The 16,985-nt window shown below is 69.0% G+C and carries 13 protein-coding genes; 11 read left to right on the top strand and 2 right to left on the bottom strand.

The window, feature by feature from the left end:
* The first annotated feature begins 31 nt into the window (after positions 1 to 31).
* From KF745_00675 to KF745_00660, 4 genes are all read left to right on the top strand, one after another.
* Entirely contained in the window at positions 32 to 1,732 is a 1,701-nt protein-coding gene (locus KF745_00675; GenBank protein ID MBX3356919.1) for a SpoIIE family protein phosphatase, read from the top strand.
* 154 nt (positions 1,733 to 1,886) lie between these two features.
* On the top strand, positions 1,887 to 3,158 hold the full coding sequence (locus KF745_00670) for an NHLP bacteriocin system secretion protein (GenBank protein ID MBX3356918.1): 1,272 nt from the start codon (positions 1,887 to 1,889) through the stop codon (positions 3,156 to 3,158).
* Complete coding sequence (locus KF745_00665) at positions 3,148 to 5,433, top strand: NHLP family bacteriocin export ABC transporter peptidase/permease/ATPase subunit (protein ID MBX3356917.1); 2,286 nt, start codon at positions 3,148 to 3,150, stop codon at positions 5,431 to 5,433. Before KF745_00670 ends, KF745_00665 begins: the two co-directional genes overlap by 11 nt.
* An 8-nt stretch (positions 5,434 to 5,441) precedes the next feature.
* Entirely contained in the window at positions 5,442 to 8,372 is a 2,931-nt protein-coding gene (locus KF745_00660; GenBank protein ID MBX3356916.1) for an NHLP bacteriocin export ABC transporter permease/ATPase subunit, read from the top strand.
* A 74-nt stretch (positions 8,373 to 8,446) separates the two neighbouring features.
* Here KF745_00660 and KF745_00655 read toward each other — a convergent pair whose 3' ends face one another.
* Positions 8,447 to 8,956 carry a hypothetical protein gene (locus tag KF745_00655; protein MBX3356915.1) on the bottom strand — a complete coding sequence of 170 codons (510 nt, stop codon included), beginning with the start codon at positions 8,954 to 8,956 and terminating at the stop codon, positions 8,447 to 8,449.
* Positions 8,957 to 9,213: 257 nt separating this feature from the next.
* On the bottom strand, positions 9,214 to 9,396 hold the full coding sequence (locus KF745_00650; protein ID MBX3356914.1) for a hypothetical protein: 183 nt from the start codon (positions 9,394 to 9,396) through the stop codon (positions 9,214 to 9,216).
* Positions 9,397 to 9,653: 257 nt separating this feature from the next.
* Here KF745_00650 and KF745_00645 point away from each other — a divergent pair, with 257 nt between their 5' ends.
* The 7 genes from KF745_00645 (at position 9,654) to KF745_00615 (ending at position 16,944) form a co-directional block, all read left to right on the top strand.
* Positions 9,654 to 10,325: a sigma-70 family RNA polymerase sigma factor gene (locus KF745_00645; protein MBX3356913.1), complete on the top strand. Its 672-nt coding sequence runs from the start codon at positions 9,654 to 9,656 to the stop codon at positions 10,323 to 10,325.
* Positions 10,326 to 10,475: 150 nt separating this feature from the next.
* The gene (locus KF745_00640; GenBank protein ID MBX3356912.1) at positions 10,476 to 10,904 is read left to right on the top strand and encodes a hypothetical protein; all 429 of its coding nucleotides are present in this window, start codon (positions 10,476 to 10,478) and stop codon (positions 10,902 to 10,904) included.
* 122 nt (positions 10,905 to 11,026) lie between these two features.
* A complete protein-coding gene (locus KF745_00635; protein MBX3356911.1) occupies positions 11,027 to 12,397 on the top strand; it encodes a pyridoxal-phosphate dependent enzyme in 1,371 nt (456 codons plus the stop codon).
* Positions 12,398 to 12,717: 320 nt separating this feature from the next.
* Positions 12,718 to 13,914: a PLP-dependent transferase gene (locus KF745_00630; GenBank protein MBX3356910.1), complete on the top strand. Its 1,197-nt coding sequence runs from the start codon at positions 12,718 to 12,720 to the stop codon at positions 13,912 to 13,914.
* The gene (locus KF745_00625) at positions 13,911 to 15,173 is read left to right on the top strand and encodes a homoserine dehydrogenase (GenBank protein ID MBX3356909.1); all 1,263 of its coding nucleotides are present in this window, start codon (positions 13,911 to 13,913) and stop codon (positions 15,171 to 15,173) included. Before KF745_00630 ends, KF745_00625 begins: the two co-directional genes overlap by 4 nt.
* Before the next feature lie 154 nt (positions 15,174 to 15,327).
* Positions 15,328 to 15,600, top strand: a complete 273-nt coding sequence (locus KF745_00620; protein ID MBX3356908.1) for a hypothetical protein — start codon at positions 15,328 to 15,330, stop codon at positions 15,598 to 15,600.
* A 189-nt stretch (positions 15,601 to 15,789) separates the two neighbouring features.
* Positions 15,790 to 16,944, top strand: a complete 1,155-nt coding sequence (locus KF745_00615; protein MBX3356907.1) for a cystathionine gamma-synthase — start codon at positions 15,790 to 15,792, stop codon at positions 16,942 to 16,944.
* The last annotated feature ends 41 nt before the right edge of the window (positions 16,945 to 16,985 follow it).

Raw genomic sequence — 16,985 nt, 5'->3', positions numbered from 1 at the left:
ACCGCCGCGCCGCTCCTTCCTTTCACGCGGCATGAGCCCAACCTCCACCATCACCCGGGTCCTCCACCTCGAGCCCGTCGCGGGCCCCCCTATCGACCCGCTCGTCGTCTCGTCCGACCGCGCCTGGGTCCTCGGCCGCCAGTCCGCCTGCGACATCGTCCTCGCCGACAGCGCCGTCTCCCGCCGCCACGCCGAACTCTCCTGCCGCGCCGATTCCTGGCTCCTCAAGGACCTCGCCTCCTCGCACGGCACCTACCTCAACGGCGTCCGTCTCATCCCCGACGACCCCGCGCCCATCCACGACGGCGACTCCATCCGCATCGGTCCCTGGCTCTTCCGCATCGGCCCCGCGGGCCAGCGCGGCAGGCTCCTCAGCACCAGCGACGACGCCGGCTCCACCTACCACCGCATCCAGCGCGTCTCCGCCGACGAACTCGCCATCCGCGCCCAGCACCGCCTCGAACTCATCCTCGACTGCGCCGCCTCCATCACCGCCGCCGACTCCGAGTTCGCCCTCGCCCAGGCCGTCCTCGACGCCCTCGTCTCTGGCACCGGCTTCCCGCGCGCCGCCTTCCTCCGCCCCAGCGCCGGCGGATTCACCTCGCAGATCGAGGTCCTCGCCACCCGCGAGGTCGGCCCCATGGGCATCCGCCCCTCCGAGTCCCTCTTCACCTTCAGCCGCTCGCTCATGGAGGCCGCAGCCGACGGCCAGATCGCCCGCCTCGAAGAGGGCGGCGCCCAGGACTACGGCCAGAGCGTCATGCAACTGGGCATCCAGGCCGCTCTCTGCGCCCCCATCATGCTCGACGCCGCCCCCGTCGCTTACCTCTACCTCGATTCCCGCCGCCACGAGATCGGCAAGACCGCCCCGCTCAACGCCGGCGCCATCGAGCCCGATGCCCCCGCCTTCTGCCAGGCCCTCGCCCGCATCACCGGTCTCGCCCTCGCCAACCTCCACCGCGGCGAACTCGCACACCGACAGCGCCAGCTCGAGGCCGATCTCAACGCCGCCCGCGAGGCGCAGCGTCTCATCATGCCCGCACCCGACGGCCGCATCGCGGGCCTCGAATGGTCCATCCGCTCCCGCCCCGGCCGCTTCGTCGCCGGCGATCTCATCGATGTCATGCCCATGCCCGACGGCCGCGTCGCCGTCTTCCTCGGCGATGTCTCCGGCAAGGGCGTCGAGGCCGCCATGCTCATGGCCACCGCCCAGGCCCACCTCAACGCCTCCCTCCACCACTCCGCCGACCCCGCCGCCGCCATCGCCGACGCCAACCGCCATATCACCGCCCACTCCTCCGAAGGCCGCTTCATCACCCTCTGGCTCGGCGTCTTCAACCCCGCCGATCGCTCCCTCGCCTTCGTCGATGCGGGCCACGGCCACGCCCTCGTCTGCCGCGCCAACGCCCCCGCCGTCCGCGTCGAATCCACCGGCGGCCTCCCCCTCGGCATCGATGCCTCCGCCGCCTACACCGCGGACCGCATCGTCCTCGACCCCGACTCCCGCCTCATCCTCTACAGCGACGGACTCGTCGAGCAGCAGAGCCCCGCCGGCGAGGAGTTCGGAATGCATCGCATCATCTCCACCCTCTCCCGCCCCCGCGATCCCGCGGCGGAAGTCACCGCGCTCCTCTCCGCCCTCGCCGAGTTCGCCGCCCCGGCCCAGCCGCCGGACCGCATCACCCTCGCCGACGATGTCACCATCGCCAGCCTTCGCCTCGCGCCCGCCTAGCGCCGAGCCGCGCTGACCGACATCCCGCTCCACGTCGAGCCGCACAACCACCGCCCAACCGGCCCCTCGCGCGTTCTCCACTCGCGCGCCGGAATCCTCTGGGTCCATCCCGGACCCCGTGGTACGCTGGCCATCCTCGATCGGAGGCGCACACATGTCCCTGCAACGGCAGCTCTTCCGAGAGTCGGCGCTCGAACGCCTCTCCTCCCCCGAGCAGCTCGACCAGGTCCTCCACGTCACCAGCCCCAAGGGCTGGATCGCCCTCCTCGCCATCTGGGCCGTCCTCGCCGCCGTCGGCCTCTGGTCCGTCTTCGGCTCGGCCCCCACCGTCGAAGACGGCCGCGGCATCCTCATCGCCGGCGGCGGCCTCAAGCAGATCGAGTCCCCCAGCACCGGCCGGCTCATCTCCCTCGACGTCAAGGTCGGCGAGCCCGTCTCCGCCGGCGACGTCGTCGGCACCATCGACAAGCGCGACCTCGAGGACCAGCTCGCCGAACTCACCACCCGCCTCCAGGAGATTAACCGCCAGAACGAGGCCCTCGCCGAGTTCGACCGCCGCGAGGAGGAACTCCAGGAGAACCTCGCCGCCGTCGACCGCCGACGCCTCGAGAGCACCATCACCTACTCCGAGGAACGCATCGAACGCCTCCAGGCCCGCCGCGAGTTCATCACCCGCCTGATGAACGAGGGCAACATGGTCGCCATCGACCGCGAGCGCGTCGACGACGACATGCAGGCCGCCCGCCAGGAGCGCGACGAGGCGCGCATCGAACTCGAGCAACTCGTCAACCGCAACCGCTCCGCCTCCTTCCAGCGCGAGCGCGAACGCATGAACCGCAAACTCAAGGCCGACGAGATCGCCCTCTCCGTCAGCTCCCTCCAGAACCGCCTCGACCGCGAGTCCCGCATCACCTGCCCATACGCCGGCCGCGTCGTCGAGGTCCGCGCCGCCGTTCAGAACTCCCTCCAGGTCGGCGACCCCATCGTCCTCATCGAGCCCGCCGATGCCTCCCCGGGCGCCCTCAAGGCCGTCGTCTACGTCTCCGCCGCCACCGGCAAGCGCATCCAGAGCGGAATGCGCGTCGAGGTCGTCCCCAGCACCGTCCGCCGCGAGGAGCACGGCTCCCTCGTCGGCACCGTCAACTGGATCTCCTCCATCCCCACCAGCAAGTCCGCCATGATGACCAAGCTCGCCGATCGCGACCTCGTCGAGAAGTTCAGCGCCCAGTTCGGAACACCCCTCGAGATGGAAATCTCGCTCGCCGCCGACCCCAACACCCCCAGCGGCTACCGCTGGACCTCCTCCGAAGGCCCGCCCCAGCAGATCTCCGCCGGCACACTCTGCAACGCCTCCGTCACCGTCCGCCGCCAGAGCCCTCTCAGCCTCGTCATCCCCGCCGTCAGGAGGGCCGTCGGTGCCGACTGACGCCGCCGAGGCCGTCACCGCCCCCGTCACGACCGGCGACGAGCCCGCTGCGCCGCCGCCGGATTCGCCGCCACAGCCCCGCGCTCCGAACCCGAGTCTCCCCGCCAGGCGCCGCCGACGTCGCACCAGGACCCCCACCGTCATCCAGATGGAAGCCGTCGAGTGCGGCGCCGCCGCGCTCGGGATCATCCTCGCCCACTTCCGCCGCTACGTCCCCCTCGAGACCCTCCGCGTCGATTGCGGCGTTTCCCGCGACGGTTCCAACGCCGCCAACGTCCTCACCGCCGCCGAGAACTACGGCCTCGAGTGCTCCGGCTGGAAGATGGAACTCGACGAGGTTGTCGACGCCCCGGTCCCCTCCATCCTCTTCTGGAACTTCAACCACTTCCTCGTCCTCGAGGGGTTTGGCCGCCGCGGCGTGGTCTACCTCAACGACCCCGCCTCCGGCCGCCGCACCGTCACCGACGACGAGTTCGACAAGGCCTTCTCCGGCATCGTCCTCACCTTCAGCCCGGGCCCCGCCTTCCGGCCCGGCGGCCGCAGGCCCTCCGTCGTCGCCGCCCTCGCCAAGCGACTCCCCGGCATCCGCGTCGCCGTCTCCTTCTGCATCCTCGCCGGCCTGGGCCTGGTCATCCCGGGACTGGCCATCCCCACCTTCACCAAGATCTTCGTCGACGAACTGCTCATCGGAGGCTCCAACCGCTGGCTCGGCCCCCTGCTGATCGGCATGGCCGTCGCCGCCGCGCTCCGCGCCGGCCTCACCGCGCTCCAACAGCACCACCTCATGCGCGCCAGCGCCAAGCTCGCCATCACCAGCACCGGGCGCTTCCTCTGGCACGTCCTCCGCCTCCCCATGAACTTCTTCATGCAGCGATTCGCCGGCGATATCTCCGGCCGCATCTCCGGCAACGAACGCGTCGCCGAAGCCCTCACCGGCGACCTCGCCACCAGCGCCATCGGCCTCGCCACCGCCATCTTCTACGTCGTCCTCATGCTCCGCTACGACCCCGTCCTCACCGCCGTCGGCGTCTCCATCGCGCTGCTCAACCTCGTCCTGCTCCGCCTCATCTCCCGCGCCCGCGCCGACGAGAGCCAGCGCATGCTCCAGGAATCCGGCAAGCTAATGGCCACCGCCATGGGCGGCATTCAGACCATCGAGTCCATCAAGGCCTCCGCCCGCGAGTCCGACTTCTTCGCCCGCTGGGCCGGCTACCAGGCCAAGTCCTCCGCCGCCGAGCAGCGCCTCGCCGTCTCCTCCGCCTTCCTCGGCGTCGTCCCCGTCACCCTCACCGCCCTCTCCACCGCCGCCGTCCTCGGCATCGGCGGCCTCCAGGTCATGGACGGCGCCCTCACCATCGGCATGCTCGTCGCCTTCCAGTCCCTCCTCATCAACTTCTCCCGCCCCATCCAGGACCTCGTCCGCCTCGGCGACGTCATCCAGCGCCTCACCGGCGACATGAAGCGCCTCGACGACGTCGCCAACCACGAGATCGATCCCGCCCTCACCCGCGGCCCCGTCGACCCCGCCGCGCCCCCCGAGCAGCTCACCAAGCGCCTCTCCGGCTTCGTCTCCATCCGCAACGTCACCTTCGGCTACAGCCGACTCGACCCCCCGCTCATCGAGGACTTCTCCCTCGAACTCAGCCCCGGCGACCGCGTCGCCCTCGTCGGCGGCTCCGGCTCTGGCAAGTCCACCATCGCCCGCCTCCTCTCCGGCCTCTACCGCCCCTGGTCCGGCGAGATCCTCTTCGACGGCCGCCCGCGCGACTCCATCCCGCGCCCCCTCCTCTCCAACTCCTTCGCCATGGTCGACCAGGACATCTTCTTCTTCGAGGGCACCATCCGCGAGAACATCGCCCTCTGGGACTCCACCCTCCCCGACGACGCCATCCAGCGCGCCGCCAAGGACGCCTGCATCCACGACGACATCGCCGCCCGCCGCGGCGCCTACGCCTCCATCGTCGAGGAGGACGGCCGGAACTTCTCCGGCGGCCAGCGCCAACGCCTCGAGATCGCCCGCGCCATCGTCAACGACCCCACCATCCTCGTCATGGACGAGGCCACTAGCGCCCTCGACGCCGCCACCGAGAAGTACGTCGACGACCACATCCGCCGCCGCGGCTGCACCTGCATCATCGTCGCCCACCGCCTCTCCACCATCCGCGACTGCAACGAGATCATCGTCCTCGAACGCGGCAAGGTCGTCCAGCGCGGCACCCACGACAGCCTCATCGCCGACGACGGCGCCTACCGCCGGCTCATCCAGTCCGAGTAGCACCTCCCATGCCCCCCACCCTCGACGAACTCTTCGAAATGCGCGGTACGCCGACCGCAACGTCGGCCAACCAGCCGCTCCCCCTCGTCGACCCCGGCTCGGTCTGGCTCGTCACCCGCGGCCACATCGACGTCGTCGCCATGACCATCGCCCGCCACGACGACGCCACCGACCTCCAGCGCACCCACCTCCTCCGCATCACCCCGGGCAACCTCCTCTTCGGCCTCCCGCCCCCAACCGCCTACCACAACGTGCTGCTCCTGGGCTTCGGCTCCACCGACGCCCACGCCATCCGCCTCGGCATCACCCAACTCGCAAAGGCCGCCCGCGACGACGACCTCGCCCCCGAGATCCTCGCCCGCATCGACCGCTGGGTCGGCTCGGTCTGCTCGCTCTGCACCGCCGAGATCCCCCCCCCGGGGACCCACAACCTCCGCTGCGGCGGCGTGGTCGACCTCGCGGCAGGCGAGGCCGCCCAGCCCCAGACCGGCATCGCCTGGCTGCGGCCCCTCAACGGCGCCGTCCGCTTCATGGGCTCCGCCGGCGCGTGCACCGTCGACGGCGACATCCTCTTCCCCGTCGGAAAAGACGGCTGGCTCACCGCCGATTCCCCCTGCCGCCTCGCCTCCTCCCGCTCCGACTCGATCACCCCCGACGACGCCTACTGGCGCGGCCTTTACACCTTCCACCAGGCCCTCGAAACCCTCATCGACACCCAGCGCACCCGCGAGATGGAGCGCGACCGCCACCGCCTCCTCGCCAAGTCGGTCGCCACACGGTCCACCGTCAACGCCGCCTTCAGCGAACTCCGATCCATCCTCAACCGCTCCCGCCTCACCCCCGTCGCCGACTCCTCCGACTCCGCCCTCATCGCCGCGGCGACGCTCGTCGGTCGCCACCTCGGCATCGACCTCACGCCCCCGCCACTGGGCACCCGCGGCGCCGACAACCAGAACCCCGTCGAGGCCATCGCCCACGCCTCGCGGGTCGAGAGCCGCCGCGTCCGCCTCACGCGCGACTGGCACCGCCGCGACAACGGCCCGCTCCTTGGCTTCCTCGACGGCGGCGAGACCCCCGTCGCCCTCATCCCCGACTCCGCCACGTCGTACTCGCTCCACAACCCCGCCGACGGCTCCATCCTCCCCGTCACCGCCGTGCTCGCGCGGAAACTCGACCCCGCCGCGTTCTGCTTCTACCGCTGCCTCCCCTCGCACGCACTCACCGGCCGCGACCTCGCCCGCTTCGCCGCCCACGGCCTCACGCGAGACGTCGTCACCGTCGTGCTCATGGGAGTCGCCGGCGGGCTCCTCACCCTCGCCACCCCGATCGCCGTCGGCACCGTCTTCGACTACATCATCCCCTCCAGCGAGCAGACCCAGCTCCTCCAGATCACCCTGGCCCTCGGCGTCGCCGCCTTCGCCGCCGCCGCCTTCCAGATCACCCGCTCGGTCGCCCTCACCCGCGTCCAGTACCGCGCCGGCAGCGCCCTCCAGGCCGCGATCTGGCACCGCCTCATCCACCTCCCCGCCCGCTTTTTCACGCGATACGCGGCGGGCGACCTCGCCTACCGCGCGATGGGCATCGACACCATCATGTCCGAGCTCTCCACCTCCGCCATCACCACGGTCGTCTCCAGCGTCTTCTCCGTCTTCAGCCTCGCCCTCCTCTTCTACTACAGCCCCCCCGCCGCCCTCGTCGCGCTCGGCATGATCCTGCTGCTGGTCGGCGCGATCGTCGTCTGCGGCCTGCTCCGCGCCCGCTACCAGCACGACATCCAGGAGAGCCACGGCAAGATGGCCTCCCTCCTCCTTCAGTTCATGAACGGCGTCTCCAAGATCAGGGTCGCCGCCGCCGAGGACCGCGCCTTCGCCCGCTGGGCCCGCACCTTCGCCCGCCAGCAGCGGCTCCAGCTCTCCTCCCGCGGTATCTCCAACGCCCTCGACACCTTCGCCGCCGCCTTCCCGATCGTCACCTACATGGTCCTCTTCGCCGTCGTCGCGCGCCAGGTCTTCCTCCCCGCCGACACGCCTCGCACCTTCACCACCGGCTCCTTCCTCGCCTTCCTCTCCGCCTACGTCGGCCTCCTCTACGGCCTGATTGACCTCGGCACCACCGCCGTCGGCCTGCTCAACATCGTCCCCATCTGGAAGCGTCTCTCCCCCATCCTCGAGGAGAAGCCCGAGGCCTCCGAGACCCGCCTCGCCCCAGGCCCGCTCCGCGGCCGCGTCGAGGTCTCCAACATCTCCTTCCGCTACCAGACCGACGGCCCCGTCATCCTCCAGGACGTCTCGTTCCACGCCGACCCCGGCGAGTTCGTCGCCATCGTCGGCCCCTCCGGCTCGGGCAAGTCCACCCTCCTGCGCATCCTCCTTGGGTTCGAGCAGCCCGAATCCGGCACCATCGCCTACGACGGGTTCGACGCCGCCGGGCTGGACCCGCACGCCCTGCGCCGCCAGATCGGCGTCGTCCTCCAGAACGGCGACCTCATGCCCGGCGACATCTTCTCCAACATCGTCGGCTCCTCGGTCAGCCTCACCCTCGCCGACGCCTGGGAGGCCGCCCGCCTCGCGGGCTTCGACCGCGACATCGAGGAGATGCCGATGGGGATGCACACCATCATCTCCGAGTCCGCGGCGTCCCTCTCCGGCGGCCAGCGCCAGCGACTGATGATCGCGCGGGCCCTGGTCACCCGACCGCGCATCGTCTTCTTCGACGAGGCCACCAGCGCCCTGGACAACCCCACGCAGGCCATCGTCACGCAGTCGCTCGACCGCCTCCGCTCCACCCGGATCGTCATCGCCCACCGCCTCTCGACGATCGCCACAGCCGACCGCATCTACGTCGTCGACAAGGGCCGCGTGGTGCAGCAGGGGAACTACGACCACCTCGTCAGCGTGCCGGGCCTGTTCTACGACCTGGTCAAGCGGCAGCTCGCCTAGTGATATCGGCGCGAAAGAACGGCGGGCGCCATCCGGACGCCCGCCGTCTGGGATTCCTGCACGGCCGCGCGGGCTCAGCCGCCCTTGACCACCTGGTCCTTGGTCGTGCCGCCCTTCTGCGATGGGAACTGCTCGCGTGTTCCCGATTGCGCGGTCATCGGGCCGCCCCCGACAATGTTCTGAGCGTCCGTCTTGGTAAAGCGTCCCGACTTCTCGAAGCCGTCGGCCTTCGTCGCTCCGCCCTTGAAGGTGTCGACCGACTCGGCCGGGTTCTTCGAGCCGCCGACGATGCTGTGCGCATCGGTCTTGCTGAAACGTCCGGACTTCTCGAAGCCCTGGGCCTGGGTCGCCGGCGACTTGATGGCGTCGACGGTCTCAGCGGGGTTCTTCGAGCCGCCCGAAGCGCCGGCGAGCTTGCTCTTGTCGATCTTGTTGGCGTTCGCCTTCTCGGCCATCTCGATCTTGGCGTTCTCTTCCTCGCACTCCTTGCCGCCGCCGCCCGACGCGTACTTCAGCGAGCCCTTGCTGCTGATGGGCTTGCCCTGCGTCGTGGTCGGTGCCTTCGGATCCTTCGGGTTCATCATGATTCGTGCTCCACCTTGTGGTCCGGCCTGTGGTTGTTGGTTGGGGTTCCGGACAACCCGCCTCATGAAGCGGCCTCACGAGGAAACGCGAACTGTGCAACACGTCACGTACACAGAAACACGCGCATTCGGCGCGGTGCGCGCCACCGGGCTGGGGGTGATCCGGTGCGGTCTGCAGGCTGATCGCGCACAACAAAAATCGCCCGCGAAAAGCGGGCGATGGCGCGAACACAACACAACCTGGTCACACGACTTTGCTACCCCTTGAGATCCTGGTCCAGTTTGATCTTGATCGTCAGCGGCGGCGCCTTGGTCTGGACCGGAACCTCCTTGGGGGCAAAGCCCCCGCTGACCGAGCGGAGATCCGCTTTCTTCGCGGTCTTTCCCCCTTGTGCGTCGGGCTTCCCTTCCTCTCGACCACCAGAGTTCTTCGCAGCCATGGCTTGTGCTCCTTGCTCCTGCCTGTCTGTTCGGTCCCTTCGTGGCGCTCGGGCGGGTTGTGTGGGAACCCCGCTCGCTCGCACTTGGGAGAGCGCAATCCGCCCCCCGCGCGCCACCGCCGTCAATGTACGCACACCGTTCGCATGATTTCGGCCCACTTGGTGCGTTTTCCCTCGACACCCTCCCGTTCCGCGGCTTCCCCCAGTAGGATGAGTCGGCCCGCTCGAGCCAGGGTCGGCTTCCTCGTGGAGCGATCATGAAAAGGACTCCTTCGAACGGTCGCCGCGCCACCCCGCAGCCCGCTCCTGCCTCCGCGCCACGCCAACGGGCGGCATCCACCGACGACCTGCTGCCGGTGGTGTACGACCAGCTCCGCGCGCTGGCGGGGTCGTTCCTGCGGCGCGAGCAGCGCGACATCATGCTGGAGCCGTCGCTGCTGGTGCATGAGACGTACCTGCGCCTGGCGCGGAACCCGCCGGAATCGTGGAACGGCCCGGCGCACTTCTTCGCGGTCGCCGCGTCGGCGATGCGCAAGGTGCTGATCGACCATGCGCGGCGGCGGCGCGCGCTTAAGCGCGGCTTCGGGCACGCCCGCGTGTCGTTCGACATGGTGACCAGTTCGGGCGAGCGTGAGGTCGAGATGCGGGAGCTCGATGAGGTCATCACGCGCTTGAGCAAGGTCAACCCGCGCTGGGGGCGGCTGGTCGAGCTGCGTTTCTTTGCGGGGCTGAACCACACGCAGGTTGCCGAGGTGCTCGGGGTCTCCCGCAAGACGATCGTCGGCGACTGGCAGCAGACCCGGCAATGGCTCGCGGATGCGCTGTCGGATGCACCCCTGCCGGAGCGCCGGGCAGCAGCGCCGAGCCCGGAGGTGGTCGTGAGGCGGCGCAAGCCCGCGCTGGCCTCGCCCGCAGTGGAAACCGCCTGACCCCACCCTCCCTTGCTCCATCCTCCTCTTCCCCCTATGGCGGGACTTCTCGGACGTTGAACCCCTTCCGGGCCGCCGGTTTGCGGGGCCCAACTGAGGGATCGTCTTGATGCAGCCGCGGCGGGCGCCGATAAGCCATATATGGATTCCATGTCACGACGCCTGTTGTCGCCGCTTCCCCGCTCCGTGAACCGGATTGTCGCGATCGCTGTCGCGGTGATGGTGTTCGCGGCGATTTCCTCGGTGATCCGCCCGAGCGACTCCTCGGCGGACCCGCTGCACGCGCGGACCCCCAAGCCGACGCTGGGCCCGGCCCCGGCGGTGTTCAAGGCCCCTGACCGCGATGCGCTGGGGAACATGCTGATCGGGCAGCTCACCTCGGCGGACCACCTTGTGCTGGCGTACGCAACGCGCGAGGGACCGCGGTACACGGTGTGTGCACTGGACGGGACGGTGCTGGAATCGAACCTGATGGCGGACGACGTGTACCGGGTCTTCCCGAGCCTGAACATCGAGAACATGGTGCTGGACCCGGACGAGGGTTCGCAGCCGGTCATGATGTTCGACCACGGATCCTGAGCGGGCGGCGGGGGCAGACGAATAACCTGGGCGATTCCTGAGGCGACCGGCACAGCCCCGGCCGCGGCGGCTATGCTGCGGGTCCGACGCCCGGCACCGGCCCGAACGACCAGGAACCGCCCGTGAACACGAAGAACTCGATCCTCGACGCCATCGGCAACACCCCCCTGATCCGCCTGAACAAGGTCGTGCCCGAGGGGTGCGCCACGGTGCTGGTCAAGTGCGAGTACATGAACCCGGCGGGGTCCATCAAGGACCGGATGGCGTACTACATCCTCGAGGAGTCGCTGAAGCGCGGCGACATCAAGCCGGGCGCGACGATCGTGGAGAACACATCGGGCAACACGGGGCTTGGGGTGGCGATGTGGTGCGCGGTGCGGGGCTACCGCTGCGTGTTCACGATGCCGGACAAGATGTCGCTCGAGAAGGTGAACATGCTCAAGTCCTTCGGGGCGGAGGTGGTGATCACGCCGACGGATGTGCCGGGCGACTCGCCTCAGCACTATGTCGAGACGGCCAAGCGGATTGCGCGGGAGACGCCCGGGGCGTTCTACGTGGATCAGTACCACAACCCGCTGAACATCGATGCACACGAGAACCTGACCGGGGCCGAGATCTTCCGCGAGACGGACGGGGGGAAGATCGACGCGGTGGTGGCTGGGCTGGGGACGGGGGGCACGCTGTCGGGGATCGGGCGGTACTTCAAGAAGCACGCGCCGAAGGTGCGGATCGTCGGCGTCGACCCGATCGGGTCGGTGCACTACCACTACTTCTACACCAAGACGCTGCCGACGCCGCACGTGTACAAGGTGGAGGGGATGGGCGAGGACATCCTCTGCCGCGCGACGGACTTCTCGGTGATCGACGAGATCCACCAGGTGAACGACAAGGAGTGCTTCACGGTCGCGCGCCGGCTGGTGCGAGAGGAGGGGCTGTTCTGCGGGGGGTCCAGCGGCGGGAACGTGCACATCGCGATCCAGGTGGCGAAGAAGCTTGGGCCGGGCAAGACGGTGGTGACGGTGCTGCCGGACTCGGGGACGCGGTACATCACGAAGTTCCTCTCCGATGCGTGGATGAAGGACTACGGCTTCCTGGACGGCGGACACGACCTCGGGCTGGTGGAGGACATCCTGCGGGCGCACCCGCAGCGGGTCATCACCGCGAGAGAGACGGATTCGGTGGGCGAGGTGATTGCGCTGCTGAAGGAGCACGGGGTGTCGCAGGTGCCGGTGGTGGATGGGCAGGGTCATCCGCATTCGATGGTGCACGAGGTGGATGTGCTTCGGGGTCTGCACGGCGGGGAGGTGACGCCCGCATCGCCGGTGCGGCTGGTGGCGCACCCGATCGGCGGGCTGATCTATCCGAAGGCGCGCATCGAGGAACTGTTCCGCATCTTCGAGACGGACCAGGTGGGCGTGGTGGTGGACAACGGCGCGATCACGGGGATCGTGTCGAAGATCGATGTGCTGGAGTTCCTGACGTCGCGGCCGTGATGCCGGGCGGCGTGCAGCGACGCTTGACTCGAAGTGACGGGCGGCTATCGTCATCGCCGATGAGTCTCCGCTTCGCCAACCTGATGGACATGCCTATGTCCATGTCCAGCCCGGGCACGGGAGTGAATCTCCGCGTGCGGCTGGGTCGGTCTGGCTGATGGCCGTCTGACTCGCCACCGCACCAACGAGATTCGCTGACTCCCGCGTCCGGGCTTCTTGCCGCCGCCGCCATCGGACGTGTTTTCCCGTTGTGACCCTCGATCGGCCCACTCCGCCGCGATGCGGAGCACGGTCATCCCTCGCTTGCATGGAGTCAGATCATGCCTCTCGATTACGGATTCGACACTCTCGCCATCCACGCCGGTTCTCCCAGCGACCCGCTCACCGGCGCGGTCGTGACCCCGATCTACCAGACGACCACTTTCTCGCAGGACGAACTCGGCGGCACACCCGAGTGGTGCTACTCGCGATCGGGGAATCCGACGCGGGCCGCGCTGGAGGCGTCGCTGGCGGCGTTGGAAGGGGCGAAGCACGGCTTTGCGTTCGCCTCCGGGCTCGCCGCGGCGAACGCGGTGCTGCAGTGCCTGTCGTCGGGGGACCATGTGGTCGCGTCGCAGGACCTGTACGGCGGGTGCTACCGGCTGTTCACCAGGGTGTTCTCGCGGTTCGGCGTGCGGTTCTCGCTGGTCGACTCGACGGATGTCCGGGCGGTCGGCGCGGCGATCACGGCACAGACGCGGCTGCTGTGGCTGGAGACGCCCTCGAACCCGCTGCTGAAGATCACGGACCTTCGGGCGTGCGCTGCGCTCGGCCGCGCGGCGCGGATCCCGACGCTGGTGGACAACACGTTCGCAACGCCGGTGTTCCAGCGGCCTCTGGCGCTGGGCGCGGACCTCGTGCTGCACTCGACCACCAAGTACATCGGCGGGCACTGCGACGTGATCGGCGGGTCGGTGGTGACGTCGGACGCGGACTGGGCGGCGCGCCTGAAGTTCGTGCAGAACGCGACGGGTGCAGTGCCGGGGCCGCAGGACTGCTTCCTGCTGCTTCGCGGGATCAAGACGCTCGGTCTCCGGGTGGAGCGGCACGCGAAGAACGCGCTGGCGGTGGCGCGGTTCCTGCAATCGCACCCGGCGGTGGAGCGTGTGTACTACCCGGGGCTGCGGAGCCACCCGCAGCACGACCTGGCGGCGGCGCAGGCGTCGGGGTTTGGGTCGATCGTGAGCGTGGAGTTCAAGGGGGGACTGGAGACTGTGAGGGCGATCCTGCCGCGGCTGCGGCTGTGGCCGCTGGCGGAATCGCTGGGCGGGGTCAAGTCGCTGCTGTGCCACCCGGTGACGATGACGCACGCCTCGGTGGAGGCGGAGGAACGGGCGCGGATCGGAATCAGCGACGGGCTGGTGCGGCTGAGCGTGGGGATTGAGGAGGTGGCCAACCTGATCGACGACCTGGATCGGGCGTTGAGCGGCTCCGGGGTGGATGCCCGGGAGAGCCTGGAGAAAGGGGTGCGGGCGTGAACGGATCACCATTGCTGTCCAGGGTTGACGCACCTCAGCGGCCCCCCATGCGGGTGGCTCTGCTGGGGTGCGGGACGGTCGGCAGCGCGGTGGCGCGGCGGCTGGTGGAAGACCGGAGCGGCCGGTTCGAGTTGGTGAAGGTGCTGGTGCGCGATGCGGGGCGGGACCGTGGGATTGCCGGCGGGCTGTTCACCACGCGGTTCGAGGAGGTGATGGATGCGGAGCCAGGGGTACTCATCGAGGTGCTCGGCGGATTGGATCCGGCGCGGGCGTGCGTCCGGCGCGCGCTGGAGTCGGGAGTAAATGTGGTGACCGCGAACAAGTCGCTGATCTCGCACCACGCCGAGGAACTGGCCCGGCATGCGGAAGCGGGCGGCGCACGGCTGGCGTATGAGGCGAGCGTGTGCGCCGGGGTGCCGGTGCTGGCGGCCCTGGAGCAGCTGCGCGGCGATCGCGTGGAATCCATCCGGGCGATTGTGAGCGGGTCGTGCAACTACATCCTGTCGCGGATGGCGTCAGGGATCAGGTTCGCGGCCGCGCTGGATGAGGCGCGGGCTCGCGGGCTGGTCGAGCCGGATCCGAGCGCCGACATCTCCGGGCAGGATGCGGCGGAGAAAGTCTGCATCCTGGCGATGGCCTGCGGATGGGGGCCCGTCAGGCCTCACGAGATCGAACGTGGAGGGATCGATCGTGTGCAGCTGGAGGACATCCGTCACGCCCGGGAGAGCGGGCGGGTGATCCGGCTGGTCGCCGACCTGGACTTTGTCGAGCGGCGGCTGCGGGTCGGGCCGACGCTCGTTCCGCTGTCGCATCCGCTCGCTGGTGTGCGGGCCGAGGAGAACGGGGTGCTTATCCGGTGCGAGCTGGCCGGCGAGATCTTTCTTCGGGGGCTCGGCGCCGGGCCCGGGCCGACCGCCGCGGCGATCCTGGGCGACGTGGTAAGGCTTTCCGGCTCTGCCGGCGCTGTCGAGGAGATCGGCGGGCAGGCGCGTCTCGGGAGCGGGCGGGGAAGGGGAAGGGCCAAGCGGGCGAGCGTCCGGTTCGCGGGGCACGGGCACGAGGTCGGGCCCGATCGCGTGCTGGAGATCGCGCGGGGGGAGGGCGGACGCGTGCGGGAGATCGCCCTCGGGCGAGGGAGCGTGCACATGGAGGTGGAAGGTCTCGATGGCGGCGAGCGTCTCGCGGAGGCTCTGAACGGCGGGTCTGAGGTGGCCAGCTGGGAGCGGACCCTGGTGATGCCCGTGCTCGATGGACGGTGAGGACGCCGCGCGGGGCCCTCGGGGTGTGGAGCGGGAGCCGGGGCGAGGGTCGGACGTGCCCGGATGGGTGAGACGGAGGAGTTCATGGGCGGCGCGGCGGACCTCGGCGGGCTTGCTCTCGTGGTCGCCGCAGGAGAGTTGGCGGAGGGTCTCGATGGCGAGGGGAGCCGCCGCGACGGCGGAGCAGGCGGCGCGGATTCTTGAGACGCGGATGACGGCCCTGAGTTGGTCAATGGTCCGGGGGGTTTCGGCCCAGTCGGCGAGTTCCTGCGGGGTCATGTCGTACTGGGTGCAGAGTTGGTCGATGGGCGCCGAGTCGTTGACGAACTCGAAGAGGAGGGCGGGGAAGAGTTCCTCGACATGGCGAGGGGGCTTCGCGGCGGGGGCGAGGGTGGAGGAGGGCGTTGCGTGCATGGCGGGAACGTAACGCGTGGCGTGGAGGGTGCAAGAGGAAACGGGGGTATCGTCGCGATTGAGCGCACAGGAGTGATCACTCGGTGCAAAAAGGCTGTGGAGAACTGGGTGGAGTGTGGATGGCAGGCTGGACGCCCGCCCCACCGCCTGCCCACCGCCGGGTCACGGGGCCCCTACTGTTGACGCTCTTCAGGAGCGAGCCATGCACGACAGCGCACAGGGGTTTGGCACGAGGGCGATCCACGCGGGGCAGTCGCCGGATCCGACGACTGGCGCGATCATGACGCCGATCTACCAGACTTCGACGTACGTCCAAGAGTCTCCGGGCGTTTTTAAGGACGGTTACGACTATTCACGGTCGAAGAATCCGACGAGGACGGCGCTGGAGGACAACCTTGCTTCGCTTGAGGGCGGGAAACACGGGCTGTGCTTCTCCTCAGGGCTCGCAGCGATTGACTGCGTGCTGCACACGCTGAGTTCGGGGGATCACATCGTGCTGTGCGACGATGTGTACGGGGGGACGTTCCGGCTCATCGACAAGGTGTTCAAGCAACTGGGCCTGACTGTGACGCGGGTGGACATGACAGACCTGAAGGCGACTGAGGGGGCGTTCACGCCGAAGACGCGGCTGGTGTGGATCGAGACGCCGACGAACCCGATGCTGAAGGTGATCGACATCGGCGCGGTGACGACGATGGCGAGGGCGCGCGGAGCGGTGAGCGTGGTGGACAACACCTTCGCTACACCGTACCTACAGAACCCCCTGGCGCTGGGGGCGGATGTGGTGATGCACTCGTCGACCAAGTACATCGGCGGGCACAGCGACGTGATCGGCGGGGTGCTGGTGACGAGCAACGATGAACTGGCGGAGCGGCTGCGGTTCGTGCAGAACGCGGCGGGTGCGGTGCCGGGGCCAACGGACTGCTTTATGCTGTTGCGATCAACCAAGACACTGCACGTGCGGATGGATCGTCACTGTGCCAACGCACTACAGGTTGTTGATTTTCTGTCAGCCCATACACGTGTGCTCGAAGTGTTTTTCCCCGGGCTCAAGGCACACCCACAGCACGCCTTGGCGACTGAGCAGATGAGGGGCTATGGCGCCATCATCAGTTGCCGCATCGACGGCGGAGTTGCCGGCGCGACTTCGATGCTCGAACAAGTGCGTCTCTTTTCGCTCGCCGAATCGCTGGGCGGAGTGGAATCTCTGATTGAGCACCCCGCGATCATGACACACGCCTCCGTCCCACCAGCTCATCGGCACCAGCTTGGCATCACCGACGACCTCGTCCGTCTTAGCGTGGGCATTGAAGACGCGAAAGATCTTATCCAAGATCTCGACTCCGCACTGCAGTAGGGTGCCATAGGTACCGCCGAACCCAGCCATTGTTCTGGGAC

The sequence above is a fragment of the Phycisphaeraceae bacterium genome, from assembly GCA_019636655.1.
GTDB lineage: Bacteria > Planctomycetota > Phycisphaerae > Phycisphaerales > UBA1924 > JAHBXB01.
Note: the sequence above shows the minus strand (reverse complement) of the source record. Positions and strands in the feature narration are given on the sequence as shown.

Excerpts from the sequence above, each read along its gene's own strand:
- KF745_00670 (MBX3356918.1), top strand. The coding sequence starts at position 1,887 with ATGTCCCTGCAACGGCAGCTCTTCCGAGAGTCGGCGCTCGAACGCCTC.
- KF745_00660 (MBX3356916.1), top strand. The coding sequence starts at position 5,442 with ATGCCCCCCACCCTCGACGAACTCTTCGAAATGCGCGGTACGCCGACC.
- KF745_00675 (MBX3356919.1), top strand. The coding sequence starts at position 32 with ATGAGCCCAACCTCCACCATCACCCGGGTCCTCCACCTCGAGCCCGTC.
- KF745_00630 (MBX3356910.1), top strand. The coding sequence starts at position 12,718 with ATGCCTCTCGATTACGGATTCGACACTCTCGCCATCCACGCCGGTTCT.
- KF745_00645 (MBX3356913.1), top strand. The coding sequence starts at position 9,654 with ATGAAAAGGACTCCTTCGAACGGTCGCCGCGCCACCCCGCAGCCCGCT.
- KF745_00655 (MBX3356915.1), bottom strand. The coding sequence starts at position 8,956 with ATGATGAACCCGAAGGATCCGAAGGCACCGACCACGACGCAGGGCAAG.
- KF745_00650 (MBX3356914.1), bottom strand. The coding sequence starts at position 9,396 with ATGGCTGCGAAGAACTCTGGTGGTCGAGAGGAAGGGAAGCCCGACGCA.
- KF745_00615 (MBX3356907.1), top strand. The coding sequence starts at position 15,790 with ATGCACGACAGCGCACAGGGGTTTGGCACGAGGGCGATCCACGCGGGG.
- KF745_00620 (MBX3356908.1), top strand. The coding sequence starts at position 15,328 with ATGGCGAGGGGAGCCGCCGCGACGGCGGAGCAGGCGGCGCGGATTCTT.
- KF745_00640 (MBX3356912.1), top strand. The coding sequence starts at position 10,476 with ATGTCACGACGCCTGTTGTCGCCGCTTCCCCGCTCCGTGAACCGGATT.